Raw genomic sequence first — 26,369 nt, forward strand, 5'->3', positions numbered from 1 at the left:
GTTCTCTCGCATACCTTTCCTTCGTCACGCTCGATGGCCGAAGGCCATCTGAGCGCCCAGCTTCTGACTTCACCGATTGGACCTGCGGAGGGGGCTGGCGATGGGCCCTCTGACGGGCTCTGCCCGTCGAGGGTGACGTGTGCGGAGGGGTTTGGGTGACGATCCGAGGGGTATAGAAGCCCTCACCTCCCATTGCTTCGCAATGGGCCCCTCCTCTCCCGCAAGCGGGAGAGGGGTTTAAGCGCGCAAATCGCGGCCCATGTTCTGGAGGACGGCATTCGCAAACTTCGCGTCGCCTTCCTCGAAGAAATCGTGCGCGAGGGAGACGTATTCGTCGAGGATCACCGCGTCGGAGAGTTCCGGGTGGGCGATGAATTCGGCCGCGCCGGCGCGCAGGAGGGCGCGCATGGTGGCGTCGAGGCGGGTGAGTTTCCAGCCTTCAGCGAGACGCGCCAGAATAGCGGTGTCGATCTTCGCCTGATGCTCGACCACGGCATTGACGATGGATTTGAAAAGGTCGGGGTCCGCCTCCTCCACGGGCAGGCCGTCCGGGCCGATGCCCAGACGGTCTTCCATGAAGTCCCGGATGGTGGCGCGGGCGGATTTCTCCGTCTGCTCCATTTCGTAAAGTGCCTGAACAGCCGCAAGACGCGCGCCGGCGCGGCGCGCGCGTGTGACATCGAAGGGCATCTTCTGGGTCATCAGCGGATCAGCTCTTTGCGGAACTTGATCATGGCAAGGCAGGCATTGGCCGCTTCCGCGCCCTTGTTCTTGCGCTTGCGATCTGCGCGGGCAAGGGCCTGCGCTTCATTTTCCACGGTGAGGATGCCATAGCCGATGGCCTGGCGGCGCTGGACGATGAGGTCCATCAGGCCGCGCGCGCTCTCGCCGCAGACATAGTCATAATGGCTGGTTTCGCCGCGAATGACGCAGCCCAGCGCCACAGCGCCGTCAAACCGGCCAGAATCGGCCGACATGGCGATCAGGCCGGGGATTTCAAAAGCGCCCGGCACTTCCATGACGGTGACCTTCGCGCCGGCAGCTTCGAGCACTTCCATCGCGCCGGCTTCCAGCTCGTCACTGATATGCTTGTAATAGCGCGAAATCGCGATGAGGACGCGGTCGGCCATCAGGTGTTCTCCTCGTTCAGGCGGCGCCAGCCCTCTATTGTCAGACCGTATCCGTCAAGCCCTGCTAGGCGGGTGGGCTGTGTATCGGACAGGTATACCATGCGTCGGACGCCGAGTTCGCGCAGGATCTGAGCCCCGATGCCGTACTCTCTGAGAGGTGCGGACGGATCACGCGGGGCCGCGGATTTCAGGCCGAGACGCTCTGCAAGAGAGCCCGGCTGCATAGTGTTGACGAAGACGACGACGCCCGGCTGGGGGTCTGCCGCGATCAGGCGCATGGCGCGGGAGACGAGACCCGAGCGGGGGCCTTTCTCGCCGAGAATGTCGGCCAGGATGTCTGTGCGGTGGACGCGGACGAGGGTGGTGGCATCCGGCGTGATGTCGCCATGAACGATGGCGATATGCTCGGAATTGTCCATCGTGTTGCGGAAACAGACGGTGCGGAAGCCGCTGCCATAATCGGATTCCAGCGGGGCCTCGATGCGGCGCTCCAGGAAGCGGTCGTTCTGGCGCCGCCAGGCAATCAGGTCTGCGATGGTGCCGATCTTGAGATTGTGAAGCTGGGCGAAGGCAATCAGCTCCGGCAGGCGGGCCATGGTGCCGTCGTCATTCATGATCTCGCAGATGACGCCTGCCGGGAAGAGGCCGGCCATGCGGGAGATGTCCACGGCCGCTTCTGTATGGCCGGCGCGGACGAGCGTGCCGCCTTCCTTGGCGATCAGCGGGAAGACGTGGCCGGGGGTGACGATGTCGTCATGATCCTTGGTCGGATCAATGGCAACGGCGATCGTCCGGGCACGGTCATGTGCCGAAATGCCGGTGGTGACGCCCTCTTTCGCTTCGATGGAGACGGTGAAGGCCGTTCCCATGCTTTCGCGGTTGTTGCGGGTCATCATGTCCAGCGCGAGCGTGTGGGCGCGCTCCTGCGTCATGGCGAGGCAGATGAGGCCGCGGCCATGCTTGGCCATGAAGTTGACCGCTTCCGGCGTGGCGAAGGTGGCCGGGATGATGAGGTCGCCCTCATTCTCGCGGTCTTCGGCATCGACCAGGATGAACATGCGCCCGTTGCGGGCGTCTTCGATGATTTCCTCGATTGAGGAGATGGCGGCGGTGAACTCGCTGCTCATTATTCAGCTCCCTTTGGCGCATCCGCGCCGATCATGCGGGCCACATAGCGCGCAAGCATATCAATTTCGAGATTTACCTTCGTGCCGGGCTGGAGGGCGCTGAGGGTGGTGACTTCCCAGGAGTGCGGGATGATGGCAACCTGGAAATCGCCATTCGGCAGGGCAGCGGCCACGGTGAGCGAGACGCCATCGACCGCGGCGGAGCCCTTGGTGGCGAAATAGCGCGCGATGGCGGCGGGCGGACGGATGGTGACGCGGAAGGACTGGCCCTCAGGCTCGACCGAGACGATCTCGCCGACGCCATCGACATGGCCGAAGACGAAATGGCCGCCGAGTTCCTCACCCAGCTTCAGGCTCTGTTCGAGGTTGACGCGCGTGCCTTCCTGCCAGCCGCCGAGGATGGTTTTCGACAGGGTTTCAGGCACAGCCTCAACCGCGAACCAGGCGCCGCGCGCGCCCTCCCCCTTGTCCACCACGGTCAGGCAGACGCCGGAATGCAGGATGGAAGCGCCCATGGCGATCTGCGCGAGGGGATAGCCGCTTTCGACTTCAAACCGGGTGAGGCCGTTGCGGTGTTCCGCTTTGCGGACCGTGCCGACATCGGTGACGAGGCCAGTAAACATGATTTCTTATCCTGGGGCCTATTGCTCAGAGCGAACATAAGTGTCGAGAACGTCATCCCCAATCCGTTCCGTTGCGACAGGGCGCCAGCGGGTCGCAGATTTGAGATCCGTGAGACCGAGGGCGCCAAGGGCGGGAAGGCCTTCCCCGCCGATGAGGATGGGCGCGCGGAACCAGGCGATCTCGTCGACCAGCCCGGCGCGGATGAAGGTGGCGGCCAGCGTGCTGCCGCCTTCGATGAGGAGGGTGCGAAGGCCTTCGGCCTCGGCGCGGCGGACAAATTCGGCCACGTCCACACGCACGCCATTGCCACAGCGCCAGATGTCGATGCCGGGAGGGATGGCGGTTTCAGTGGCCTGACCGCTGGTGACGGCAACCACCCGGCCAAGGTCGAGCGATTGGGCAAGGCGCGAGGCGGGCGGCAGGCGCCCGCGCGAGTCTGCCACGATGCGCACCGGCTGGCGCGCTGGCAGCGGCACCGTGCGGGCTGTCAGCAGCGGATCATCAGCCAGCACGGTGCCAAGGCCGACCATGATGGCGTCATTTTCGGCGCGCATCTGGTGGCCCCGCGCGCGCGACGCGCTGGAGGTGATCCATTGGCTGGTGCCATCGGCCAGCGCAATGCGCCCATCCAGAGAGGACGCAATCTTCAGGGTGATGCGGAGGTTTTTCATTTTCCGGGCGCGTCGTCTTCGTCTTCATCTTCAAGGGCGGCCTTGTCGATGAACTGGGCGAAGTCGCTAGGATCTTTGAAATCCCGGTAAACGGAGGCGAAGCGGACATAGCCGACCGGATCAACGCGCTTGAGCGATTCCATGGCCAGCTCGCCGACATCGTTGGAGGTGACTTCCTGCTCGCCGGTACTCTCCAGCTTGCGGAGGATGCCGGAAACCATCTGGTCAATCTGCTCGCGGTCTACCGGGCGTTTGCGCAGGGCGATGGTGATGGAGCGGGCCAGCCGCTCCCGGTCAAACGGCACGCGCTTGCCGTCACGCTTGACCACCATGATCTCGCGCAACTGCACCCGCTCGAAGGTGGTGAAGCGCGCGCCGCAGCTTTCGCAGACGCGGCGGCGGCGCACAGCGGTGTCGTCTTCAGCAGCTCGGCTGTCTTTTACGGACGTATTGTCAGAACCGCAGAATGGACACCGCAAGACGGATCAGGCTCCCAGCCCCTCATAGATGGGGAAGCGCGCTGTCAGCGCCTTCACCTCTTCACGGACCCGCGTTTCGACAGCTTCGCTGTTGCCGCCCGCGAGGGCTTCGACGATTTCGCCGATCCAGGTGCCGATCTGGATGAACTCGGCCTCGCGGAAGCCGCGCGTGGTGCCCGCAGGCGAGCCAACGCGGATGCCCGAGGTGACGGTCGGCGGCGCGGGATCGAACGGAATGCCGTTCTTGTTGCAGGTGATGAAGGCGCGCTCCAGGGCTGCTTCGGCATCCTTCCCGGTGACGCCTTTGGGGCGCAGGTCGATCAGGGCGAGGTGGGTATCGGTGCCGCCGGAGACGACGTCGAGGCCAGCCGTGCGGCAGGCCGCAGCCATGGCGCGGGCATTGGAGACGACCTGTTCGGCATAGGCTTGGAATTCCGGCATCAGCGCCTCACCGAAGGCAACCGCCTTGCCGGCGATGACATGCATCAGCGGCCCGCCCTGGATGCCGGGGAAAATGGCGGAGTTGATTTTCTTCGCCAGCGCTTCGTCATTTGTCAGGATCATGCCGCCGCGCGGGCCGCGCAGCGTCTTGTGCGTGGTGGTGGTGGCGATGTGGCAATGGTCGAGCGGATTGGGGTGGACCCCGCCGGCGACGAGGCCGGCAAAGTGGGCCATATCGACGAGGAAGATGGCGCCGACATCATCGGCAATCTCGCGGAAGCGCTTGAAATCGATCTGGCGCGGATAGGCCGAGCCGCCGGCGATGATCATCTGGGGGCGGTGGGCGCGGGCAAGGCGCTCGACCTCTTCAAAGTCGACCAGGTGATCGTCCGGACGCACGCCATACTGAACGGCATTGAACCATTTACCCGACTGGTTGGGCTTGGCGCCATGGGTCAGGTGGCCGCCGGCAGCGAGGCTCATGCCGAGGATGGTGTCGCCGGGTTTCAGCACCGCCTGGAAGACGCCCTGATTGGCCTGGCTGCCGGAATTGGGCTGGACGTTAGCAAAGCCGCAATTGAACAGCTTCTTGGCGCGTTCAATCGCCAGTTCTTCGGCAATGTCCACGAATTCGCAGCCGCCATAGTAGCGCTTGCCGGGATAGCCTTCGGCATATTTGTTGGTGAGGATCGAGCCCTGCGCCTCAAGGACGGCGCGAGAGACGATGTTCTCCGAAGCGATCAGCTCGATCTGATGCTGCTGGCGGGTGGCTTCCTTCGCCATGGCCGCTGCCAGCTCGGGGTCGCGCTCAGCCAGACCGGCCGAGAAGAATCCGCCGGCCAGCGTTTCAGGAACATGCGCCGAATCTGCCATGGGGAGCCTCCTATATGACGGTCTGGGCGCTGTTTACGCCGTGGAGCCGACCGGGGCAACTGCGACTCGAAGTTCTGCAGAGTTTCAACTAGAACAGAAGAAACCTCGCCGCTGCGATGAAAAATTTAGCTCGATACTTTACGGGCTATCGCGATTATACTTAGACAAGCTAAGAATTGCGAGAATCGCAGCAATGATTACAGGATGGATGGGGTGGGCAAATGACTGATCCGGAAGATATAGACGCTTTGGAAATGACGGTTGAGATTGTCTCATCGTATGTGGCGAATAATTCCCTTCAGTCGGCACAACTTCCGGAGCTGATCAGAAGTATTCACGCAACGATTACCAGTCTTTCATCTGCAGTCCCTGCCCCGGTCGCACAGCTGGAACCGGCGGTTCCGGTCAACAAGTCGGTGACGGCAGAATATCTGGTCTGCCTGGAAGATGGCGCGAAGCTGAAGATGCTGAAGCGCTACCTGCGCACGCGCTATGACATGACGCCGGAAGAATACCGCGCCAAATGGGGCCTCCCCGTCGATTACCCGATGGTGGCGCCCAACTATGCCAAGCTTCGTTCGAAACACGCCAAGCAGATCGGCCTGGGCAAAAAACGCTGACTTTACAAGCAAATGGCCCGTCAAAACCGGGCCATCTTGATGCGTTTTCCGGTCATTGCGCGGGCAAAACCGGACAATTTCGGACAAATCCGGACAGGCTGTGGCCTCAGGCGGCCTTGTCGAGCCCCAGCTGTTTCCAGACCGCGAGGATGGCGGCGACCAGCTCGTCCATCATCACCTCATCATGCACCGGGCTGGGCGTGAAGCGCAGGCGCTCCGTACCGCGCGGGACGGTGGGATAGTTGATCGGCTGGACGTAGATGCCGAAATCGAACAGCAGCGTATCTGACAGGGCCTTGCAACGCTCCGGATCACCGACCAGCAGCGGGACGATGTGGGAGGGCGAGTCCATGACCGGCAGGCCGGCATCGCGGAACTTCTGCTTCAGCTCAAGCGCCTTGGCCTGGTGCACGGCGCGCAGGCGGCGGCCTTCATCGGTGCGCAGCTTGCGGATGCTGGCGAGAGCGCCGGCTGCCATGACCGGGCAGGTAGACGTGCTGAAAATGAAGCCGGAAGCCATGGAGCGAATGGCATCGACCACAGTGGCGTGGCTGGCAATATAGCCGCCCATGACGCCATAGCCCTTGGCCAGCGTGCCTTCGATGATGTCGATCCGGTCGCCAAGGCCGAGCATTTCGGCAACACCGGCGCCCTGTTGGCCGTAGAGGCCAACGGCGTGGACTTCGTCGAGATAGGTCAGCGCGTTGAATTCCTCGGCAAGGTCGCAGATTTCCTGCATCCGGCCGAAATCCCCATCCATCGAATAGACGCTTTCGAAGGCGATCAGCTTGGGGCGGTCTGCATCGTCATTCTCGATCAGGGCGCGCAGATGATCGACATCATTGTGCCGGAAGACGCGGTATTCTGCGCCCGAGCGGCGGATGCCCTCGATCATCGAAGCGTGGTTCAGCTGATCGGAATAAATGATCAGGTTGGGCAGGATCTTGCCGAGTGTCGACAGGGTCGCGTCGTTCGAGACATAGCCGGAGGTGAACAGCAGCGCCGCTTCCTTGCCGTGCAGGTCTGCCAGCTCGCGTTCCAAATCGACGTGGAAACGGGTGGTGCCGGAGATGTTGCGGGTGCCGCCCGAGCCGGCGCCGAAGCTGTCGATGGCTTCGTGCATGGAATTGATGACATCATCATCCTGGCCCATGCCGAGATAGTCGTTCGAGCACCAGATGGTGACTTCCCGTTCGCCCGCTTCAAACCTGGCGGTGGCCTTGGGAAAACGGCCCTTGTGACGGTGCAGGTCAATGAAGACCCGGTAGCGTCCTTCACCGTGGATGGCGCCAAGGGCGTCTTCGAAGGCTTTGAGATGCTTCATGGCGCTCTGAACTCTCTGCGACTGACCATGCTTAATTGGGGTACCGGAGGCTTAGTCCGGTGACCTATTTAGGCGAACCCGTAAAAATACCTATGCGGCATAACCGGGCAGATCCCGGTCCAGCTTGCGCAGCAGCGCGGGCCAGACGAGCTTTTCTGTCAGGGTGGACATGCCGTTGCTGTGCTCGGTCATACCGCCCTGGCCGGCCACCTTCTGCTGGAGGCCGCCATCGCACTCCAGAACGCCGTTGCGGCCAGCCGAAAGCGCCATGATCTGCATGTTGCAGGCGCGCTCCAGGAAGAACATGCGGGTGAAGGTGATGGCCGCCGTGGCGCCGCAGGTCAGCGTGCCGTGATTGCGCAGGATCATCGAATGCTTCTTGGGGCCGAGGTCGCGCACCAGGCGCTCACGCTCGTCCAGATCAAGAGCGATGCCTTCATAATCATGATAAGCGACATCTTCGCGCACGACCATGGCGGTCTGGCTGAGCGGGAGGAGGCCTTCCTTCTGGGCCGAGACGGCCACGCCCTGATCGGTATGGACGTGCATGACGACATGCGCATCTTCACGAGCGGCATGGATGGCCGAGTGGATGGTGAAGCCGGCCGGATTGATCATCGCATCGGTTTCCTGAACGATGTTGCCGTCCAAATCGACCTTCACCAGCGAGGAGGCCGTGATTTCCTCGAAGAAATAGCCGTAGGGATTGATCAGGAAGTGATGCTCCGGGCCGGGAACGCGGTGGGAAATGTGGGTGAAGATCATGTCGTCCCAGCCATAAAGCGCGGTGAGACGGTAGAGCGCAGCGAGGTCTACGCGCGCCTTCCATTCGGCTTCACTGACGGAATTGCGGATATCAATCTTGCCTGCGCCATCGGCCATGGTGGTCTTCTCCCTGGATGCGTGTCTTTGCGTTCTTATAGGCGGTTGTGTGCGTTTTCAGAGCCGAAAGTAAACGAGTTTGAGCCTGAGCGCCAGATTCAGATGACGCTGGCGTCACGTTTTGCCGCAAGGGAAGTCCTACGCGGACATATCCGGCCTGCCTTGACGGGTGGGGCAAAACATTCCCACATGCCGCCGCATGACATCGTTGCGTATCGCTTTTTATGCTTCAAAACGGCCAGAGGCGCAGCAGGTGCTGCCGCTTCTGCGCGATAAATATGGCCATTATTCCGAGGAAGAAGCCGAGGTGATCGTCGCCCTCGGCGGAGATGGCGCGATGCTGGATACGCTGCGCCGGCGGTTTGATGACGGCAAGGCCGTCTACGGGATGCATCTGGGCACCGTTGGTTTCCTGATGAATGACTACCGCGCCGAGGGCCTGATCGAGCGGATCGAGGCGGCCGAGCGGGCCACGCTTTCCCCGCTGCGGATGGTGGCGACCGACCTGGATGGCAAGGTTCACCGGGCCATGGCGATCAATGAGGTGTCTCTGCTGCGCCAGACGGCGCAATCGGCGCGCCTCAAGATCGTCGTCGACGGGCGGGTGCGTATGGAAGAACTCGTCTGTGACGGGTTGATGGTGGCGACGCCTGCCGGGTCAACCGCCTACAACCTTTCGGCCCATGGACCGATCCTGCCGATCGGAGCGAAGCTGCTGGCGCTGACGCCGGTGAGCGCGTTCCGGCCCCGGCGCTGGCGCGGGGCGCTGCTGAAGGCCGAGGCCAAGGTGGACATTGAGGTGATCCATCCCGACCGCCGCCCCGTCTCTGCCTCGGCCGACAATGAGGAAGTGCGCAACATTGCCCGGGTGACGGTGGAAACCGATCCGGCAAGGACGCTGAAGGTGCTGTTTGACCCCGGCCATGCACTCGACGAGCGCATTTTGCGGGAACAGTTTGCTTTCTGAGGCAATTTCAACGCCTTGCGTCAGGCGAATGTTAAATTTTGTTGGTTAATCACGATCCTTCAGAAGCGAGGGGTGGAGTGATGCTGGGCAAGTTCCTCAAGAAACTGGATACCGCCAAGTTTAACCGCAAACCGGCGCAGACCGTTGCCGCGCCCGATATTTCCCGTGTGATCCGGCCCGCCTCTGCCACGACGACGGCGCACGAAGAGATGGTCCCCGCAGCCGTCACCCCGCCGGAACCGGTTTTTGTGGCCGATCCGCAGGAGATGGTCACCCAGGCCGAAGAAGCTCTGGACGCCCTGACCGAAGAATTTGAAGGCTGGATGCGCAACGATCTGGAAAAGATGCGCGACGCCTGGCGCATTGCCCAGAAGCCGCACGCCACCGCCGACGACTACCGCACGCTCTATACCTGCGCCCACAATATCCGCGGGGCGGCAACCTCCTATGGCTACCCCGCCGTCTCACGCCTCTGCGGCTCGCTGTGCGACCTGCTGAGCGGCACGCGCCCCGGCGAGAACAGCGCGCTGATCAATCTGCACATCGAAGCCTGCCGCGCCGCCGTGGCGGCCGGCCCGCAGGGCGAGGGGTCAGAATCGGTTGCCGATGCCGTGTGCGAAGCCCTTGAGCGCCGCGTTGCCCTCAAGGTTGGAAACGCAGGCTAGACTTTCACTTTCGAGAGCAGCTCAACCGTCTGGCCGTAGCCGGCTTCTTCAGGAATGAAGAGACAGGGATCGCCCGTCTCCGTCTTGCCGGGGCGCGGCAAGACCGTAACCACAGGCTCGGCTGCAAACCGCTGACGGGCATCTTCCAGCGAGGCTGCTCGGGAAAGCTTCACCAAGTTCATCCGTGTGGGGAAGATGATGGTGGCCTGCCCGGCCATTTCCTGCGCCAGGGCATCTGAGGCCGACAGCCAGACGGCATCGGTGGTCTCGCGGCCATCATGGGCGGCGATCTGGCCGCTGGGCGCCGGGGCGACATAGAAATGCGTGTCGAAGCGTTTGGGCATCATCACCGGCGTGATCCAGTGGCCGAAATGGATGAGACGGTCGAGCGCCAGGGTGAGATCGTGTTCGCGCACCAGATCAAGGAAGGGGATTTCGCCGCGGTCCACGGCGGCGCGGTGCGGCGCGAGGGTGTCGGCGATGTCGGCGCCCACCAGCGGCGCCCCTTCCCCGCGCGCCTTGCGATGGCGCGCCAGGAGGATGCCGGATTCCTCATACGCCTCACGGATGGCGGCGATGCGGGCGTCCTGCTGGATGGGGCCGTAATCGCCGTCTGTATAAGCGTCCCAGCCCGGATCGGTGTCGCTGGCAGCGGCTTTTCCGCCCGGAAACACCAATGCGCCGGCGGCAAAGTCGATCTCGTAATGACGCTTCACCATCAACACTTCCGGCGCGCTAATACCTTCTCGCAAAAGAAGAATTGTCGCTGACAGGCGGGCGTCCGGCGGGGTTTGGGCGGTCATTTGATGCCTCTTTATATGCAATTTCCGGCAAATTCACCGGGTCTCCTCCGCGTGATGTTCAGCTTGCTCCGTTAGGGAAGGCAATAGCCAAGAAACTGTTTCGGAGACGCCCGCGTGACTTCCCTCAATATCCATGCCGCTTCCCCCCGCCTTGAGCAGAGCCGTGTCCGCTTTCTGCCGGTCGTGCATCTGCTGGCCGGCGACAGCCTGGGGATGGCGGCAGAAGAAGCGGTGGAGTTCGAGGAGCGCGTGAGCTTTGGCCCGGCAACGGTGGCTGCTGAGACTGACCCGGCCAAATGGTTGGCCGACCGGCTGGTGCGTGTGGCCTCTGCTGCCTGCGCCGATGGCGCGATGGCACGGCCGATCCTGGTGCCCGCCCCGATGGCGGCGCTCTCGAATGTGAATACCGCTGTTGCCTGCGACGCCGCCGTGCGCCGCACGACGATGTGTCAGCAGGAATTCTGCCTGATGTTTTCCGATGCCACCTTTGCCGCTGATGCCGCCGACAGCACGAGCCGCGTGGCGCGCCTGCGCAAAGCGGGCTTCCGCGTTGGCATCGACATGCGCCGTTCCTGGCATTGCGGGCTCAGCGAGGGGCTGCGCCTGTTGATCGACACCATCCGTGTAGACGCAGATGCGCTGGAAACCTCTGCCGATCTTCAGGAAGTCGTGATGATTGCCAAGGAAAGCGGCATCCTGGTGGTTGCTGACAATGCCAACTGGCGGGATGGCGATTTCCTGGAAGACACCGGTGTTGCCGGGGCCATTGCTCCGAGGGCGGACGCTTAAGCGGCGTCTGTGCCTGTGCCGCCAGCCTCTTCCCGGGCGGCCATTTCCGAATAGAAGTCGAGTTTGTCCAGCAGGTAGTCAAGGTCATCCTTGGGGATGGCCTGGAACTGGGTGAGTACGCGCTCGATCATCCGGGCACGGAACCTTGCGCGGTCGTTCGGGCCGCCGTCATGTTCGGTTTCGTGATAGACGTTGACCGCCGCCTTAAAGGCCGGGAGCATCTTGCGCGGCAGGCCGGCATGATCGAACACAGCCTGCAGGCCCAGCGGCCCGGCATCATGGATCATCAGCCAGACGCGCTGGTGCGCCACGCCGGACAGTTCTGACAAGGCATGCTCCACGAACGGCATCTGACCGCAGCAGAGGGCGCGCATGATCAGCGAATGGGTGAGCCGGCCATTCAGGTTCAACTGAGAGACGAAGCGTGGCAGATCATGCGAGCGCCCCGCCTGCTCCACCAGGTCGATCGTGGCACGTTCACGCGCGCTGGCGGCCAGATCAATGGCAAGCTGCGCGGGTAGTTCATGCCGGTTGACCAGCATGTCGAACAGGGAGCCGGAGACCAGCGAGACCATCTTCTCGGCGATGTGAACGGGGATGAAGTCGCGGCGGATGAGGCCGGCCTGGACGATCTCGTCGGAGCCGAACCGGGAGAGCGCGTCGGTATAGGCCTTGTCGCTCCACTCGGCGGTAGAATTTTCAGCAAGGGCACGGACCGCCTCGACGGCGCCGTGTTCGGAGATGACTTCGGACACGGTGATCGAGAGCCCGTCGCGCCCGGCAATGGCGGCCTGCTTGGCAGCGGTGACCGACAGGACGAGTTCGACGAGATCTTCCTCGGTGAAGACGGGCGACTCTTCGAGGATCGGGATGGCGACGGCTTCAATGTCGCGCGCCAGTTTCAGGGCGATCTCGCGCGGGAGGATGGGCGAGGAGCGCAGGGTTACGGCCAAAGTGCGGCGGACAAGGTCTGCGGCATCAGCGGCCAGTATCTTGATGATTTCCTGAGCGTACTGCTTCTCGGCATCGCTGAGCACATCCAGGCCAATGCGGCGGCACAGCCGGTGGGCGACCGAGGCACGCTGCTCGGGCGACTCGCCTTTCATCAGCCGGTGGATGTCCTGCTGGGTGAGTTGGGGGCGGAGGCTCTGGACGCTCATAGGTTAACGGAATCCCGGTCAAAATATACCGGCAACCTCTCCGAAGCCGGTTAACAGCCGTTTACCAAAATGACCGGATGGAAAGAACCCCGCGCAAAACAAAACCGGCCGGTCTTTCGACCGGCCGGTTTAAAGTGCCTTGTAAGGAAAGAACTTACTCTTCGTCTTCCTTGAACAGTTCCTCGCGGGTGACCGTCTTATCCTCAACTTTTGCAGTCTCGAGGATGTGGTCGACGACCTTGTCCTCATAGATCGGGGCGCGCAGTTGGGCCATGGCGCCGGGATTCTTCTGGAAGAACTGGACGACTTCCCGCTCCTGCCCCGGATACTGACGGGCTTCGCGGATGAGGGCCTGGTTCACTTCAGCCTCGGAAATGCGCACGTCTGCCAGACGGCCGACTTCGGCCAGCACCAAACCCAGGCGCACGCGGCGCTCGGCAATCTTGCGGTATTCGGCCTTCAAATCGTCTTCCGGCTTCGCCTTCTCCTCTTCGGAGACGCGGCCAGCGTCCATTTCACGCTGAAGCTGTTGCCAGATCTGCTCGAACTCCATGTTCACCATGCCGGGCGGCAGGTCGAAATCATGGGCAGCGTCGAGCTTGTCGAGCAGGTCGCGCTTGGCCTTGGAGCGCGAAGCCACATTGTGCTCGTTCTGCAGCTGGTCTTTCACGAGGCCGCGCAACTGCTCCAGGCTTTCAAGGCCGAGGCCAGTGGCGAACTCGTCGTTGATTTCCGGGGTCTGCGGGGCGCGGACTTCGTGAACCTTGGTTTCGAAGATGGCTGCTTTGCCGGCGAGTTCTGCCGCGGGGTAGTCTTCCGGGAAGGAGACGTTCAGCTCTTTCTCGTCGCCAGCCTTGACGCCGAAGAGTTGCTCTTCGAAGCCGGGGATGAAGCGGTTGGAGCCGAGGACAACGGCCTGCTGCTCGGCAGTGCCGCCCTCGAAGGCTTCGCCGTCGATCTTGCCGACGAAATCCACGATCACGGCGTCGCCATCCTGGGAGACTTCGCCTTCGGCACGGGCTTCATACTTGATGTTCTGCTCGGCGATGCGCTTCAGCGCTTCCTCGATCTGCTCGTCGGCGATCTCGGCAACCGGGCGTTCGATGGTGAGCGTGGAGACGTCAACCGGAGTGAATTCCGGCATCACGTCAACGTGCATGTGGTAGGACAGGTCGGCCTGGCCGCTGACGACTTTCTCGATGTCAGCTTCCATATGGACGTTGGGCTGGCCAGCCGGGCGCAGCGAGTTTTCCTCGAGGGCCTTCTGGTTGGTTTCGTTGACCAGCTTGTCGATCACTTCGCCCATGAGGTCGCGGCCATACATCTTGCGCACATGTGCTGCGGGCACCTTGCCAGGGCGGAAGCCCTTGAGGCGCATTTGCGGGCGCACTTCCTCGATGCGGGCATCGAGTTTCGCCTGCAGCTCGCTGACCGGCACCTTGACCGCAAAGGTGCGGCTAAGACCTTCTGCCTTGGTCTGTGTCACTTCCATGGGACATTCTTCCGTCTATTGGGCGGCGCGGCGCACGCCAGAATGCGCGCCCGGAGCCTGCTGATCCTGCCTGAAGCGGCGGCTTATGTCACAGGCACAAGGCCCTGTCCACGCCAGCTTCACGGGATATGCAGTGCCTGATTGTAACGCTACGGAAAGCCTCCGCAGGGCGGCAAAGGGACGTTTGGAGGACGGGGAGGCGGATTTGTGCGGCGAATGCTTAATCCCCTGCCCCGGCTGGCACACTAATTGCTCTGAAAGGCTGAAATTTCCGTTGCCCGCGGGGACCAAGGGACAGGATGGGCGAATACCGGCGCAAGGTGGGACAATGCTTTCAGAACGGCGACTGCGCCTTGCGCGCTCGACCAGAGGACGGTTCGCGGCTTTTTGGGCCGCTGCCGCAATCTGCGCGAGACACTCCTCTCTCTTCACCTTGTTTTATGCGTTTCATGCAACCTTAGGGGCCAGCCGTCCGGCATTGGCACACTCCGCTGCAGCGCCAGCACATACACGCTCAGGAAGATAACAGAGCCATGATCGATAACGGCACCTCCGTGACACTCGCCACCCCCGATGGGGCAGACCCCGTTCCGCTGGTTCTGGACCTGGATGGAACACTGATCCGCACCGATTCCCTGATTGAGCAGATGCTGGCCTTCGTACGCCGCAATCCCTTTGCGATCTTTCAACTGATTGGCTGGTTGATAGCCGGCCGGGTGACGCTGAAGGAACAGCTTGCTTCGGCAGTGCCGGTGAGCCCGGATTTCCTGCCGGTCAATGAAGAGGTTGTCGCGCTGGCGCAGCAGGAGGCGGACAAGGGCCGGAAGATTGTTTTGGCAACCGCCGCGCATGCCGAGACGGCAAAGCTGTTCTTGGAAAAGTTTCCGTTCATCTCAGAAGTTCTGGCCACCGAAGCCGGCGTGAACCTCAAGGGCAAGACGAAAGCTGAAGCGCTGGTGAAACGGTTTCCAGAAGGCTTCGATTATGCAGGCGACAGCGGGGCGGATCTTGAAGTCTGGAAGCGCGCCCGTAACGCTATTCTGGTGGGCGCCTCGCGCGGCACGGTCAGCAAGGCGCGCAAGAGCGCGAATGTTGTTCAGGTCATTCCGCGCCCCACCTTGCTGAAAGCCTTCATCAAATGCCTGCGCCCGCACCAGTGGGCAAAGAACATTCTGGTGGTCGTGCCGGCAGTGCTTTCGGGCAAGATCATCGAGCCTTCGTCCATCCTTCCTCTGTTTCTGGCCTTCTTCGCCCTCTCGTTCACCGCGTCTGCGACGTATGTGTTCAACGACATCTGGGATCTGCAGGACGACCGGCAGCACTGGTCCAAACGGCGCCGGCCGTTTGCCAGCGGCACCCTGTCGCTGCCGGCCGGCATCTTCGGCGCGCTGATCTGCTTTGTGGCCGGGCTGGCCCTGGCATTGATGGCAGGGCTGGCGGTGCTGCAATGGGTGCTGATCTATGTCGTCGTCACCCTCACCTATTCTCTCTGGCTGAAGCGGAAGGTGATCCATGACGCCTTCACTCTTGCCAGCCTTTTCACGCTGCGGCTGGTCGTGGGCATGGTGGCGGTGGCTGCAGAGCCCTCGCCCTGGCTGTTTGTCTTCGCGATGTTCTTCTTCACCTCGCTGGCCTTTGCCAAACGCCATACCGAGATTGCCCGCGTCATCGAAAAGGGTGGCAACTGGGTGAGCGGACGGGGCTATCGCGCATCCGACCTGCCGCTGGTGCTGGCGGCGGGCATCGCAAGCTCGATTGCTGCCGTGGTCATCATGGTTCTCTACATCATCGAGGACGCGCACCAGCAGAGCTTCATCAAGGTGGGCGACTGGTTGTGGGCCTTGCCGCCGCTGATCTTCCTTATCTCCAGCCGCATCTGGGTCGTGTGCCAGCGCGGTGATCTCGATGACGATCCGGTGGTGTTCGTGGTCAAGGACAGGGTGTGCCTTGCCTATGCGGCGCTGGCGGGCGTGTGTTTCTTCCTGGCCTGGTTCGGAGTGCCGCTTTGATCATGTTGCTGCGGGACGAACGGGTCCGGTTTCTACTGGCGGGCGGGTCAGCCGCCCTGCTGAACTGGATCGTCAGGTTTCCTTTGTCGATGTTCATGACCTATGCCGCCGCCGTGACGGCAGCCACGGTGATCGGCATGGTCGCGGGCTTTATCCTGTACCGTAGCCTGGTATTTCAGGGATCGACCCGGCCTTTGTGGCTGCAGATCCGCGACTTTATCGGCGTCAACATTGTTGCCGGCGTGGTGACCGTGGCGGCCGCGCTTGCGCTAAGCAGCGGACCGTGGTGGCCGGAAGCTTACCGCCATTATGCGCCCGGCGCGTCGCACATGGCGGGCATCGGCATCGGCGCCGTGGTTAATTTCTTCGGGCACAAGCTGTTCACCTTCCGCTGAGACGGATTTGGGCAGAGGTTGCCGTAACGGCGGGAAGGGCTGGAATATGATTGTCAGTACCCCGCTTTTGCGGCACTGGACTTGCAAGGGACCTTGGGGGGCGTCTCATCGGCGCTACCTTCGTAAGATTGTAGAATAGGGTGGGCCGCTGTGGCGTTCATTTCGACGCAGTTTGTGATTTTCCTGGTGGCGGTGACGGCTGTTCACTTCCTGCTGCCCGTGCGGGCGCGATGGATCTGGCTGCTGGCGGCCAGCCTGTTCTTCTACGGTGTGGCCGAGCCCATTTTCCTGGTGCAGATCCTGGCGGCGACAGGCCTCTCCTTCTGGCTTGGCCAACGGATTGAGGCGGCGCCCGACAAGAAAGCCAAGCAGAAGATCATGGCGCTGGGCGTCGTGCTGCTGACGGCGAACCTGGTTGTTTTCAAATACACGCCTTTCCTCAACGAGACGCTGCGCTCTATCCTCGGCATGGCGCATGTGGAGTATCCCATTCCCGAGTTGCAATGGCTGCTGCCGATCGGGATATCCTTCTACACGTTCCAGCTCATCTCCTATCTGGTCGATATCTTCCGCGGCCAGCAGAAGGCCGAGCGCGAGTTCGGCGCCTTTGCGCTGTATGTGACCTTCTTCCCCAAACTTGTGGCCGGCCCGATCGAGCGGGCGAAGAACCTGTTGCCACAGATCCATGCGCATCCGGCCTTTGACCGGACGCAGGCCATGCTGGGCCTGCAGCTGATCCTGTGGGGCGTATTCAAGAAGGTGTTCGTGGCCGACCGGATCGCGCCCTTCGTCAACGCCATCTATGACAATCCCGACGCGGCCAATGGCGTGCAGATTGCCTTTGCGACCTGGCTTTATGCCTTCCAGCTTTACTGCGACTTCTCCGGCTATACCGATATCGCCCTCGGCATCGCCCTGATCTTTGGCTACCGGCTGACGCAGAACTTCAACCGGCCCTATTTTGCCACTTCCATCCAGGACTTCTGGAAGCGCTGGCACATCTCGCTGACCTCGTGGCTGACCGACTATATCTTCACGCCAATCACCCGCCAGAAGACGTTCAAGATCAAGTTCTTCACCTTGATGCTCTATGGCATGTTCATCACCTTCGTGGTGAGCGGGCTGTGGCATGGCGCGGCATGGACCTATGTGGTCTGGGGCGCGCTGCATGGCGGGTATATCGTGGTGTCCCTGCTGCTTCAGAAGCGCTGGAACAATTTTGCCCGCGCCGTGAAGCTGAATGACCGGCCAAACCTCTACCGGGCACTGAAGATTACCGTGACCTTCTCGCTGGTGTGCTTTGCCTACATCTTCTTCCGGGCGGCCACGATGGAGGACGCCCTGCACATGGTGGGCAGCCTCGGCACCGGCTGGGGCCAGTTCAAGGACAATATGCTGTCGGTTGTCGGCGCAAACCGCAACGAGTTCTTCCTGGTGCTGATCGGCATTGCCGTGGTGATGGGCGCCGAAGTGCTGCAGGGGCGGATCAACATGCGCGAGGCCATAGACAGCCGCCCGGTCTGGATGCGCTGGAGCCTCTACTATGTGGGCACGCTTGCGGTGGTTCTGCTCGGCGCTTTCTATGGTTCCCAAATTGCCTTCATCTACTTCAGGTTCTGATATGGATACCGCCCCTCCCTCCCCTCAGCAGACGGAAACCGGCAAACCGAAGCCCAGCCGCTTTGGCGTGATCGGATTTTTTCTGCCGGCCGCTCTCCTGCTCGCCGCCGCCTTCGCAACGACTGTGGCGATTGCGGTTCTGGTGCCCGATGATGGCGACTATGCCCAGGCATCCAATCTGAAGCACGACCTGCTGGAGGTGGATGTTCCCAAGAAGATCGTGCTGGTGGGCGGCTCCAACGTTTCCTACGGCACCGACAGCACGATCATCGAAGAGGCCACCCACTGCCCGGTGATCAATATGGGCATGAACGGCTATTTCGGCGTGCGCTTCATGCTGGAAGAGGTGAAACCCTATCTCAAGCCGGGCGATCTCGTTGTCATCGCCTGGGAGTATGACAGCTACTACAAGTCTGTGAACGGAACGAATACTGACCTGCTGACGGTTTCCAAGGCCAATCCGCGCGTATTCAAATTCCTGACGCCCTATCAGAAGCTCTCGGCGGTCAGCCGGTTTCCCTTCATTGCCCAGCAAAAGGTGCTGCGCATAATGGGGGAGGGCTATGACAACTTCACTTACATGCTGGGCGCTGAACCAGATACGCCGTGGACTGAGGTTGATATTCTCGATATCGAGAGCGCACGCAACTTCACACGCAATGGCGACCTGGCCGGCCATCTGGGCGTTAACTGGCCGCATGAGCCGATTGATGCGATGGACATTTCCAACATCCCGATGGATCAGGACGTCATTCCGATGATGCAGCAATTCGTTCGCGACATGAATGCACGCGGCGTGCGCGTGATGATTTCCTGGACACCCCTGCTGGACGATTTCTATGATCGGCACAGCAAGGTGATCGACCGGCTGAATGCGGAGATGGCTGCCGTGCCGGAATTTCTGATCCCGCGCCCGGCCAGCGGCTTCCGGTTCGACAAGAAGCTGCATTTTGACACCGTTTATCACCTCAACGAAAACGGGCGCCCGATCCGTTCCAGGATGCTGGCGGATGACATTCTCACCCAATTTGGCGAAGACGCGATGTGCGACAGCCAATCCTCACAATCTTCCAAGGAGACACACCCATGACCGAAGCACAGGTTCTCGAACACATCACCTCGATCGTTCAGCGCATGCTGGAAGACAAAGGCGTGAAGGCTGCAACCATCGAGCCCGAGACAGAACTGCTGGGCGGCGCGATCAGCATCGACTCGCTCGACCTTGCCATGCTGGTGCGCGAGCTGGAAGATGTTGTGGGCCATGATCCCTTCGCAGAAGGCTTCATCGAATTCCGCACCGTTGGCGAACTTGCAAAGCTCTACGCAAAATGATTGCTGCCGGCGCCTTCGGACTCGATACGAGTGACACCGCCCCGCTGATCGCAAATGCCCGCGGCACGCTGAGCCGCGGGGATCTCGCCCGCGCGGCGGAGAGCCTGGTGGCCGCGATGAGCGAAGCGGACGTTTCGCGCCTGATGGTGCGGTCTGACGACCCGTTCCACATTCTCCGCGCCATCGATGCGGCCAGCCGCACAGGCGCGGACCTTTTCATCGCCCACACCAACCTTCCCGAGGCACATATCGATGCCGTGGTGAAGAAATTCGGTGTACAGATGATCGTGTCTGCCGAAGACAGACTGACCGGTGAGACGCCCGCTGAAGCGGCCACCGCCCGCATCTTCATGATGACCTCGGGCACGACCGGCGCGCCGAAGATCGCTTCCCACAGCCTCAGCGCCCTGATGAGCCGCGCCAAAGCGGCCATGCACCCGGGCAATCGCGGCGCCAAATGGCTGCTCACCTATCAGCCGACCGGTTTTGCCGGCGTGCAGGTGCAGCTGACTGCCGTGGTTGGGCGCGGCGTGGTTGTGGCGCCCGACGAACGCACGCCCGCGGGCTTTCTTGAAGCGGCGAAGGCCAATGGCGTTACCCAGATTTCAGCCACGCCGACCTTCTGGCGCGCCTTCCTCATGGTGGTGCGCCCCGGCGATCTCAGTCTGCGCCAGATTACCCTGGGCGGCGAGGCGGCAGACCAGTCGACGCTCGACCGGATCCGCAAGGCCTTCCCTGACGCCCGTGTGACGCATATTTATGCCTCGACCGAGGCGGGTGTTGTATTCTCCGTACACGACGGGCGCGAAGGTTTCCCTGCCGAATGGCTGGACACCGAAACGCAGGGCGTGACGATGCGCGTGCGCGACGGCTTCCTGCATATCCGCACGCCCAACGCCATGGGCGGCTATGTTTCCGACACGGCCCAGCCGCGCCTGGACGATGGCTGGCTGGCGACAGCCGACCGCGTGGAGATCCGCGGCGACCGCGCCTTTATCGTTGGCCGGGACGATAGCACGATCAATGTGGCGGGCTCCAAGGTTTATCCGCTGATGGTGGAGCAGTTCCTTCTGAGGCAGCCGGGTGTGACGGAGGCGCATGTCTATGGCGTGGCCAACCCGATCAGCGGCCAGCTTGTGGCTGCCGATGTGGTGATCGAACCAGGGCTCGACCCCGCCGAAACACGCAGCGCCATCCTGGCGGCCTGCCGCGAGAACCTCGCTCAATATCAGGTGCCGCGCGCCTTCAAGGTGGTGGATGCCATCGCCGTGCGCGAATCCGGCAAGAAAGGCTAAGAACATGACTGGCTCCGCGCCCTCCCTCAATTCACGCCATGTGATCGTGACCGGCGGTAGCCGGGGTCTCGGCGCGGCAATGATCGAAAGCCTGCTGGCAGACGGATATCGCATCTCGACCTGCTCGCGCTCAAAGTCTGCCAACATCGAAGCCTTGGCAGCGCATCCGGAATACGGGCCGCGCTTCTTCTGGAGCCGCTGTGAAGTGGGCGAAGCCGATCAGGTGGATGCGTTCGTCAATGAAGCGGTTGAATGGGCGGGTAAGGACAATCTGTGGGGCCTTGTCAATAATGCCGGCGTGGCGCAGACGGGCATTCTCGCCTCCTTCCCGAACCGCGAGACCGAAAAGATCCTCAAGGTGAACCTGTTCGGTGCCATTCAGGCGGCCCGCGCTGCGTCAGAATACATGCTGCGCGCCAACAAGGGTGGGCGTATCATCAACATCTCCTCCATCATCGGTAGCCGCGGCTATAATGGCATGAGCGCCTATTCGGCTTCCAAGGCCGGTATGGACGGCCTCACCCGCGCGCTGGCGCGTGAACTTGGCCGCCGCAAGATTACCGTAAACTCGGTAGCGCCGGGTTATGTGCTGACGGAAATGTCGTCTGTACTCACACCGATTCAGCTGAACCAGATCGTCAACCGCACCCCGCTGGGCATGCTGGCCGAAGACGAGGACGTGACCAATCTGGTGCGCTTCCTGCTGTCGGACGGCGCGCGCATGATTACCGGGCAAACAATCCTGGTGGACGGCGGCGTTTCCTGCTGATCAGCCAGCAGGCGGCGTTCGCTGCGCCCTGACGATTGCGAGCAGGACCAGCATGGCGAGCGCGCCCCACAGCCAGTGTGAAACGATAAAGTTGGAAGCCGGCCCGAACCGCCCCAACGTCATCGAATGGCTGACAAAGACGGCGCCCGCCAGCAGGGCATAAGTCGCGATCAGCGGCCAGCGGAGCCGCGCGAGCGCTTCTCCCGGACGCGACCGGACCCAAAGCAAAACAAGCGCCGGCAGCGCCCAGATATGATAGTACGCCCAAGATAGCGCCGACACGGACAGGCCGAGGGCGAGGATCATCAGGACTTCCAACTCCATATCCTGATTGGATAGTCGGAAACTCCGGCCCGAACGCCAGACCGCATAGAGCATGCCGGCAATGATCGTCAGCGTCAGGCCCTGCGCGATCAGCTTGCTGGCGGGTGACAGGATGTAGGGGCTGAAATCCTGCCAGTCCGCGCCGCCGGCTTCAAACCGCGCGACCATGCCGCCCACTGCCTGATTGGCGCTGGCGAGCACGGGATTGGACGTGAATGGCTGGATGGTGGTTTCATACCAGTGGACGTGCATGTCCCATCCGAAGATCAGCAAGGACAGAGCCACGGAACTGGCGACAACGGCTGCCCCGCCCGCGACGACCAGCCAACGCCCCCGCAGGAAGTAAAGCACGCCGATCAGCAGCAGCGATGGCTTGATGACCGCAGCGATCCCGAACAACACGCCAGCGGACACATCCTTTCCCGACCGGGCCATCATCAGACCGCCGAGCAACAGCAACAGCATGAAATGCGATGTGTTGCCGACCTTGAGCACATAGATGAGCGGGCCGTAGACGCAGAGCGCAAAGCAGAGCAGCGCGCTTTCCCGCTGATCAAGCGCGAACATCTGCACCAGCAGCCGCCAGATGGCCCAGGCAGCGGCAAGACCGAGCAGTGTAAAGACAATCGACGCCGCCATGGGCGGCAACAATCCAAACGGCGCGAAGAGATAGGCGACGATCGGAATATTGACGAACAGCACATCGTCATAGGAGCTCATCAGCGCTGGCGGGCCCTGCCAGATGAGATTGCCGGCCAGCCAGTAGCAGTACCGGAAGTCCCAGAAGATGAACGCCAGTGTCGGCTGCGTGACCAGAAAGATGAAGACCGCCATCACAGCGCCCCACAGGAGCGTGAATGGCCACAGGAAACGCGACAGCTGGGCCGAGCCGGCGAGCCGGTAAATCACGAGAAAGCCAGCAATCGCGCCTGCAAGATGCAGCCCGTTTATGATCAGCGATTGCATATGCGCGCCCCCTGCGAGTCCTTCTGTTCAGCCAGGTCGTGGCCCCGTTGTGCCCGCAAAGCTGCAAGGAACGCGCGCGCGAATAAAAGTTTCACGCGGCCTCCCCGGCGGCCGGCAGCACACCCCAGCGGCCTTTTACCAGCCCCCAAAGAGCGGCCAGCACAAACAGCGCCGCAAAATAGAGATGCGACATCAGCACATGCAGCAAGCCGGGGGCATATTGGAGAGCCCAGAGGGGAAGCGCCGCCATCAGGAATGCCAGGCACAGCGCCAGACCGAGCCAGCCAGGACCGCTGCGCGGCGCCGCCAGCATCCACACGGAGGCCATGACGGCGAATATCGGCGCCAGAATGCCGTAATGGTGTTCCCAGGCGATGGGCGAGGCCGCCGTGAACACCAGCGCCGCCAGCATGAAGTCGTAGAGGGGAACGGCTTCCCCTTCCCCACGGCGTAACCGGAAAATGCCAGCCAGGAAGGCCACAGTTACGAGCATGGAGCCCGCATAAATGACCGCGTGGAAAGGGGGAAACGCATCTCCGCCGAAATCATGGATTTCGCCGTTCTGGAAGATGCGCTGCATCAGGCCGTTGGCAGACTGGTTTGCCCAATAGGATTCGCCATGCCGGGAGAGGAAGGAGAGCACCTCCAGATAGGCAAGATGGTTGCCGAAGCCGTAAAGCATGACAGACAGCGCAAGGCCAAACGTGCCGGTGGCCAGCAGAGCCACGGTAAAACGCCACTCACGCCGGAGCGCGCCCCAGATCAGGAACAGGCCGAACTGCGGCTTCAGCATGCAGACGAGCCCGATGAGCACGCCGGTGGTGGCGCGGTGGCCACTTACCCAGGCGATGCAGGCGGCCACGAACAGCGCGTTAATCCACACCTGCAGCTGGCCGATATGATAACCATAGATCAACGGAAAGAAGAGCAGCGCGGCGCCCGGCGCCGCCACGGTCAGAAGCAGCCGCGCGCGGCGCGTGTCGGCATCCAGCGGACCTTTGACCAGACGCGCCGGCAACAACCAGCATAACACCCCCACGCCCAGAGCCGATGCGAGCAGTATCAGGCGGTTCAAATTGTTGAGGAGCAGCGGCGTTAGCTCGACCCCCATCCATCGCAGCGCATCGAGGGGCACCAGGCTGGTGGGCGCATACTGGAATTTATGCTGCTGCTCGAAGAATACTTCGCGATAGATATTGCCATCCGCAGCCGGATGCGCGTCCAGCCATTCGAGCGCCACGATCATGACGTTCCACGAGTCCGCCGCCTCCAGAGTTTCACCGGACACGATACCGCGCAAAATCCACGCGCCGGACTGCTGGCCAGTCACGGCAAACACGATATGGCTCAGCAGGACACAAGCCAGAAGTGCGTACACGACCAGCACGGCGGCGGTTCTTGGCGAACCCGCCACGAAAGCCGACAAACGGCCTGCAACAGCCTTTGAGCGCAAATTCGACATTTGTTCCCCGTCCAGCCTGAACCAAATATCGCAAAGAAATCAGAATGCCAGCAGAACATGCCCTTCCGGCGGCATTTTTTCGTGTCTGCCGCGGCGCGGGCATATGCAGTTCCCCCGGATAATCTGGCCCAAATCTGCCGGCCGGCAGAACATCCCCAACGAAGGGACAGGCTGATTGACGCCGCTTCCTTCCGCGTGCCAGATTTTGGGCTGGGGGGCGCCGGATTTGAGAACGCCATCATTTGCTGATCATTCAGGACTGGCGGAAATTTGCGTCGGCCGGTCTGCTGATCTTGCACGCAAATTGCATCCCTGCCTGCAGCGGCGCCTGCCCGCGAAGCCTGACCCGGTTCAACAATCCAGTGTGCCCCTGCCATGATCGCTCGTTTACTCCACAGCCCATTTGGTCATGCGAGTGACGATCCGAGAGCGGCGCAATCGGCCGTTCTGTGGGAAATCGGCACGCCGTTGCTGTTCTTCCCGGTACTGGCATTCATCCTGACGACCTTGTGGTTAACCGCAGGCGGCGCGCTCTCCGCGCCGGTGGCCTGGGTCATATTAGGCGCTTCGCTCGCCGGGGGGCTCTCCCTGCCCCGGCTTTTCCTTTCCGGTCACTGGCGCTTTGCGCCGCTTGTCTCGGTGGGCCTTGTCATCACCGCGCTGATTGTGACGGGGCTGGTGCACGACACTTCGATGGATGGCCAGCATTATCATTTTCAGGCGATCTATGCTCTCGCTCAGGGCTGGAACCCTGTGCATGGCAATTCAGAACCAGCGGTGATCGGCGATCCGATTACCTTGTGGGCCATCCACTATCCGCGCGGCGGGTGGGATTTCGCCGCGCTGCTGATGACGGCGGGGCTTCCGCTGGCAATGGGCAAGGCACTCAATCTGCTGGCTCTGTTTGCCGGCGCTGCGGTGCTGGCAGGCGCGCTTTTCCGCGTGGGGTTCTCATGGCTGGCCACCGCCCTGCTGACCTTGGTGGCCGCGCTCAACCCGATCATCCTCTCTCAGCTTTTTACTGCGATGAATGACGGCCTCCTGGGCCTCTGCATCCTGATCTTCACCGTGTCCATCATGATGTGGGCGCGATATGATGACAAGCTGGCACTGGTAACGGCGCTCGCCACGATGGTACTCGCCCTGAACCTGAAATTCTCCGCTATACCGATGTTCGTCATCCTGTGCGGGTTTGCCTGCGCCGGGATCTTCTTCCGGCGTGGCCTGCGGCCGGCGGCGGGCCTCGCGGCGGCGCTGTTTGCTTCTGCCTTTGTGGCCGTCGTGTTACTTGGCTGGTCGCCCTATATGCAGAACTTCCTCGACTACGGACACATCTTCCACCCGATCATGGGGCCAAACGCGGTCGATATCATGACCGGCGACGTGCCCGCGCTCGACAACACGCCGGAAGTTCTCGAGGGAATGTCCGCAGCCGAACGTTTCTTCTACTCTCTCTTCTCGGAAACACATTCTGGATATGCGACAACGCCGCAGCTGAAATTTCCCTTCTCCATCTCTCCGCAGGAACTGCGCGCGGCGGGCGGCGTGGACGTTCGCCTTTCCGGGTTCGGGCCTTTTTTCTCAGGCATTTTCCTGCTGTCGATTGCGGGCGCCGTGGCCCTGATCGTTCGCCCGCGCTGGCGCAGCGGGGCAACGCTCTGGCTGCTGGCGATCAGTGCCGTGATGATGTTCTCGGTGATCGTGATGCCGCAGAATTGGTGGGCACGCTATGTGCCGCAATTCTGGTTCGTGCCGTTGGGAATCGCAGCAGCGGCCCTGGCAGCAAACAGCCGCGCGGCGCAGATCCTCGGCAGCCTGATCGTGGCATTGATGCTGCTCAACAGCCTGATCGTGGGGGCGGCCGGTTCCTGGCTGACCGCCAAACGCGGCGCCGAAGCCAACGCCCAGATAAACGCCATGGTGGCCGCCGGGGAATCCTACTGCGTCTATCCGGACATGGTGCAATCGCGGATATACCTGATGCGGGAAGCCGGGCTGGACATCCGGTATCAGCCTGCCGAGGCAATTGCCTGCACCGAGCCGCAGGAGATCGCGGGCTACGGCCCTGACAGGTACGGCGGCGCCATCTGTGCATGCCAGAATTAAGAGCGAGCAATGTTACTCCTTGTGCTGATATTATTCGCAGCCGG

At 61.9% G+C, this 26,369-nt stretch carries 26 protein-coding genes; 12 read left to right on the forward strand and 14 right to left on the reverse strand.

Annotated features, from left to right (window positions below; genetic code table 11):
* Window positions 1-237: 237 nt before the first annotated feature.
* The 7 genes from nusB to glyA are packed head-to-tail and all read right to left on the reverse strand — an operon-like array spanning window position 238 to window position 5,345.
* Window positions 238-702 carry a transcription antitermination factor NusB gene (nusB, locus tag ACQKI2_RS01375; protein WP_427377942.1) on the reverse strand — a complete coding sequence of 155 codons (465 nt, stop codon included), beginning with the start codon at window positions 700-702 and terminating at the stop codon, window positions 238-240.
* On the reverse strand, window positions 702-1,130 hold the full coding sequence (ribH, locus tag ACQKI2_RS01380) for a 6,7-dimethyl-8-ribityllumazine synthase (RefSeq protein ID WP_035599332.1): 429 nt from the start codon (window positions 1,128-1,130) through the stop codon (window positions 702-704). The genes nusB and ribH overlap by 1 nt, the downstream gene beginning before the upstream one ends.
* Window positions 1,130-2,257, reverse strand: a complete 1,128-nt coding sequence (ribB, locus tag ACQKI2_RS01385; protein ID WP_427377943.1) for a 3,4-dihydroxy-2-butanone-4-phosphate synthase — start codon at window positions 2,255-2,257, stop codon at window positions 1,130-1,132. The genes ribH and ribB overlap by 1 nt, the downstream gene beginning before the upstream one ends.
* Complete coding sequence (locus tag ACQKI2_RS01390; protein WP_427377944.1) at window positions 2,257-2,880, reverse strand: riboflavin synthase; 624 nt, start codon at window positions 2,878-2,880, stop codon at window positions 2,257-2,259. Before ACQKI2_RS01390 ends, ribB begins: the two co-directional genes overlap by 1 nt.
* A gap of 18 nt (window positions 2,881-2,898) precedes the next feature.
* The gene (locus tag ACQKI2_RS01395) at window positions 2,899-3,552 is read right to left on the reverse strand and encodes a RibD family protein (RefSeq protein ID WP_427377945.1); all 654 of its coding nucleotides are present in this window, start codon (window positions 3,550-3,552) and stop codon (window positions 2,899-2,901) included.
* Window positions 3,549-4,031: a transcriptional regulator NrdR gene (nrdR, locus tag ACQKI2_RS01400; protein WP_427377946.1), complete on the reverse strand. Its 483-nt coding sequence runs from the start codon at window positions 4,029-4,031 to the stop codon at window positions 3,549-3,551. Before nrdR ends, ACQKI2_RS01395 begins: the two co-directional genes overlap by 4 nt.
* Window positions 4,032-4,037: 6 nt before the next feature.
* A complete protein-coding gene (glyA, locus tag ACQKI2_RS01405; RefSeq protein ID WP_427377947.1) occupies window positions 4,038-5,345 on the reverse strand; it encodes a serine hydroxymethyltransferase in 1,308 nt (435 codons plus the stop codon).
* 221 nt (window positions 5,346-5,566) lie between these two features.
* Between glyA and ACQKI2_RS01410 the strand changes: the two genes are divergently transcribed.
* The gene (locus tag ACQKI2_RS01410; protein WP_427377948.1) at window positions 5,567-5,965 is read left to right on the forward strand and encodes a MucR family transcriptional regulator; all 399 of its coding nucleotides are present in this window, start codon (window positions 5,567-5,569) and stop codon (window positions 5,963-5,965) included.
* Between the two features lie 106 nt (window positions 5,966-6,071).
* Here the strand turns inward: ACQKI2_RS01410 and hemA are convergent, their stop codons facing one another.
* Window positions 6,072-7,289, reverse strand: a complete 1,218-nt coding sequence (gene hemA, locus ACQKI2_RS01415; protein WP_427377949.1) for a 5-aminolevulinate synthase — start codon at window positions 7,287-7,289, stop codon at window positions 6,072-6,074.
* 90 nt (window positions 7,290-7,379) lie between these two features.
* Window positions 7,380-8,171, reverse strand: a complete 792-nt coding sequence (locus ACQKI2_RS01420) for a class II aldolase/adducin family protein (protein WP_427377950.1) — start codon at window positions 8,169-8,171, stop codon at window positions 7,380-7,382.
* A 199-nt stretch (window positions 8,172-8,370) separates the two neighbouring features.
* On the opposite strand from ACQKI2_RS01420, the gene ACQKI2_RS01425 reads away from it, so the two are divergent.
* Entirely contained in the window at window positions 8,371-9,138 is a 768-nt protein-coding gene (locus tag ACQKI2_RS01425) for an NAD kinase (RefSeq protein ID WP_427377951.1), read from the forward strand.
* Between the two features lie 80 nt (window positions 9,139-9,218).
* On the forward strand, window positions 9,219-9,803 hold the full coding sequence (locus ACQKI2_RS01430) for an Hpt domain-containing protein (protein ID WP_427377952.1): 585 nt from the start codon (window positions 9,219-9,221) through the stop codon (window positions 9,801-9,803).
* On the opposite strand, the gene ACQKI2_RS01435 is transcribed toward ACQKI2_RS01430, so the two are convergent.
* The gene (locus tag ACQKI2_RS01435; protein ID WP_427377953.1) at window positions 9,800-10,606 is read right to left on the reverse strand and encodes an NUDIX hydrolase; all 807 of its coding nucleotides are present in this window, start codon (window positions 10,604-10,606) and stop codon (window positions 9,800-9,802) included. The two genes, ACQKI2_RS01430 and ACQKI2_RS01435, sit on opposite strands and share 4 nt — an antisense overlap.
* A 114-nt stretch (window positions 10,607-10,720) precedes the next feature.
* Between ACQKI2_RS01435 and ACQKI2_RS01440 the strand changes: the two genes are divergently transcribed.
* Window positions 10,721-11,395 (forward strand): hypothetical protein, encoded by a 675-nt coding sequence (locus tag ACQKI2_RS01440; protein ID WP_427377954.1) that lies wholly within the window; start codon window positions 10,721-10,723, stop codon window positions 11,393-11,395.
* On the opposite strand, the gene ACQKI2_RS01445 is transcribed toward ACQKI2_RS01440, so the two are convergent.
* Window positions 11,392-12,555 (reverse strand): DUF2336 domain-containing protein, encoded by a 1,164-nt coding sequence (locus ACQKI2_RS01445; RefSeq protein ID WP_427377955.1) that lies wholly within the window; start codon window positions 12,553-12,555, stop codon window positions 11,392-11,394. The two genes, ACQKI2_RS01440 and ACQKI2_RS01445, sit on opposite strands and share 4 nt — an antisense overlap.
* A 154-nt stretch (window positions 12,556-12,709) precedes the next feature.
* Complete coding sequence (tig, locus tag ACQKI2_RS01450) at window positions 12,710-14,047, reverse strand: trigger factor (protein WP_427377956.1); 1,338 nt, start codon at window positions 14,045-14,047, stop codon at window positions 12,710-12,712.
* Between the two features lie 533 nt (window positions 14,048-14,580).
* Between tig and ACQKI2_RS01455 the strand changes: the two genes are divergently transcribed.
* The 7 genes from ACQKI2_RS01455 to ACQKI2_RS01485 all read left to right on the forward strand — a co-directional run bounded on the left by ACQKI2_RS01455 (window position 14,581) and on the right by ACQKI2_RS01485 (window position 21,467).
* Window positions 14,581-16,056: a UbiA family prenyltransferase gene (locus tag ACQKI2_RS01455; RefSeq protein ID WP_427377957.1), complete on the forward strand. Its 1,476-nt coding sequence runs from the start codon at window positions 14,581-14,583 to the stop codon at window positions 16,054-16,056.
* Between the two features lie 2 nt (window positions 16,057-16,058).
* Window positions 16,059-16,451 carry a GtrA family protein gene (locus ACQKI2_RS01460; RefSeq protein ID WP_427378039.1) on the forward strand — a complete coding sequence of 131 codons (393 nt, stop codon included), beginning with the start codon at window positions 16,059-16,061 and terminating at the stop codon, window positions 16,449-16,451.
* A 150-nt stretch (window positions 16,452-16,601) separates the two neighbouring features.
* Window positions 16,602-18,071: an MBOAT family O-acyltransferase gene (locus tag ACQKI2_RS01465; protein ID WP_427377958.1), complete on the forward strand. Its 1,470-nt coding sequence runs from the start codon at window positions 16,602-16,604 to the stop codon at window positions 18,069-18,071.
* Between the two features lies 1 nt (window position 18,072).
* Complete coding sequence (locus tag ACQKI2_RS01470) at window positions 18,073-19,161, forward strand: hypothetical protein (RefSeq protein WP_427377959.1); 1,089 nt, start codon at window positions 18,073-18,075, stop codon at window positions 19,159-19,161.
* Window positions 19,158-19,403: an acyl carrier protein gene (locus ACQKI2_RS01475; protein ID WP_035599293.1), complete on the forward strand. Its 246-nt coding sequence runs from the start codon at window positions 19,158-19,160 to the stop codon at window positions 19,401-19,403. The genes ACQKI2_RS01470 and ACQKI2_RS01475 overlap by 4 nt, the downstream gene beginning before the upstream one ends.
* Window positions 19,400-20,698 carry a class I adenylate-forming enzyme family protein gene (locus ACQKI2_RS01480; protein ID WP_427377960.1) on the forward strand — a complete coding sequence of 433 codons (1,299 nt, stop codon included), beginning with the start codon at window positions 19,400-19,402 and terminating at the stop codon, window positions 20,696-20,698. Before ACQKI2_RS01475 ends, ACQKI2_RS01480 begins: the two co-directional genes overlap by 4 nt.
* Before the next feature lie 4 nt (window positions 20,699-20,702).
* On the forward strand, window positions 20,703-21,467 hold the full coding sequence (locus ACQKI2_RS01485) for an SDR family NAD(P)-dependent oxidoreductase (protein WP_427377961.1): 765 nt from the start codon (window positions 20,703-20,705) through the stop codon (window positions 21,465-21,467).
* Here ACQKI2_RS01485 and ACQKI2_RS01490 read toward each other — a convergent pair whose 3' ends face one another.
* Both ACQKI2_RS01490 and ACQKI2_RS01495 read right to left on the reverse strand, forming a co-directional pair.
* Window positions 21,468-22,757, reverse strand: coding sequence for a glycosyltransferase family 87 protein (locus ACQKI2_RS01490; protein ID WP_427377962.1), 1,290 nt, complete (start codon window positions 22,755-22,757; stop codon window positions 21,468-21,470).
* A gap of 91 nt (window positions 22,758-22,848) precedes the next feature.
* The gene (locus ACQKI2_RS01495) at window positions 22,849-24,219 is read right to left on the reverse strand and encodes a glycosyltransferase 87 family protein (RefSeq protein ID WP_427377963.1); all 1,371 of its coding nucleotides are present in this window, start codon (window positions 24,217-24,219) and stop codon (window positions 22,849-22,851) included.
* Window positions 24,220-24,594: 375 nt separating this feature from the next.
* On the opposite strand from ACQKI2_RS01495, the gene ACQKI2_RS01500 reads away from it, so the two are divergent.
* Complete coding sequence (locus ACQKI2_RS01500; RefSeq protein ID WP_427377964.1) at window positions 24,595-26,325, forward strand: hypothetical protein; 1,731 nt, start codon at window positions 24,595-24,597, stop codon at window positions 26,323-26,325.
* Window positions 26,326-26,369: the final 44 nt, after the last annotated feature.

Origin of the sequence: Hyphomonas sp. NPDC076881 (genome assembly GCF_050269995.1) — a bacterium.
Taxonomy (GTDB): domain Bacteria; phylum Pseudomonadota; class Alphaproteobacteria; order Caulobacterales; family Hyphomonadaceae; genus Hyphomonas.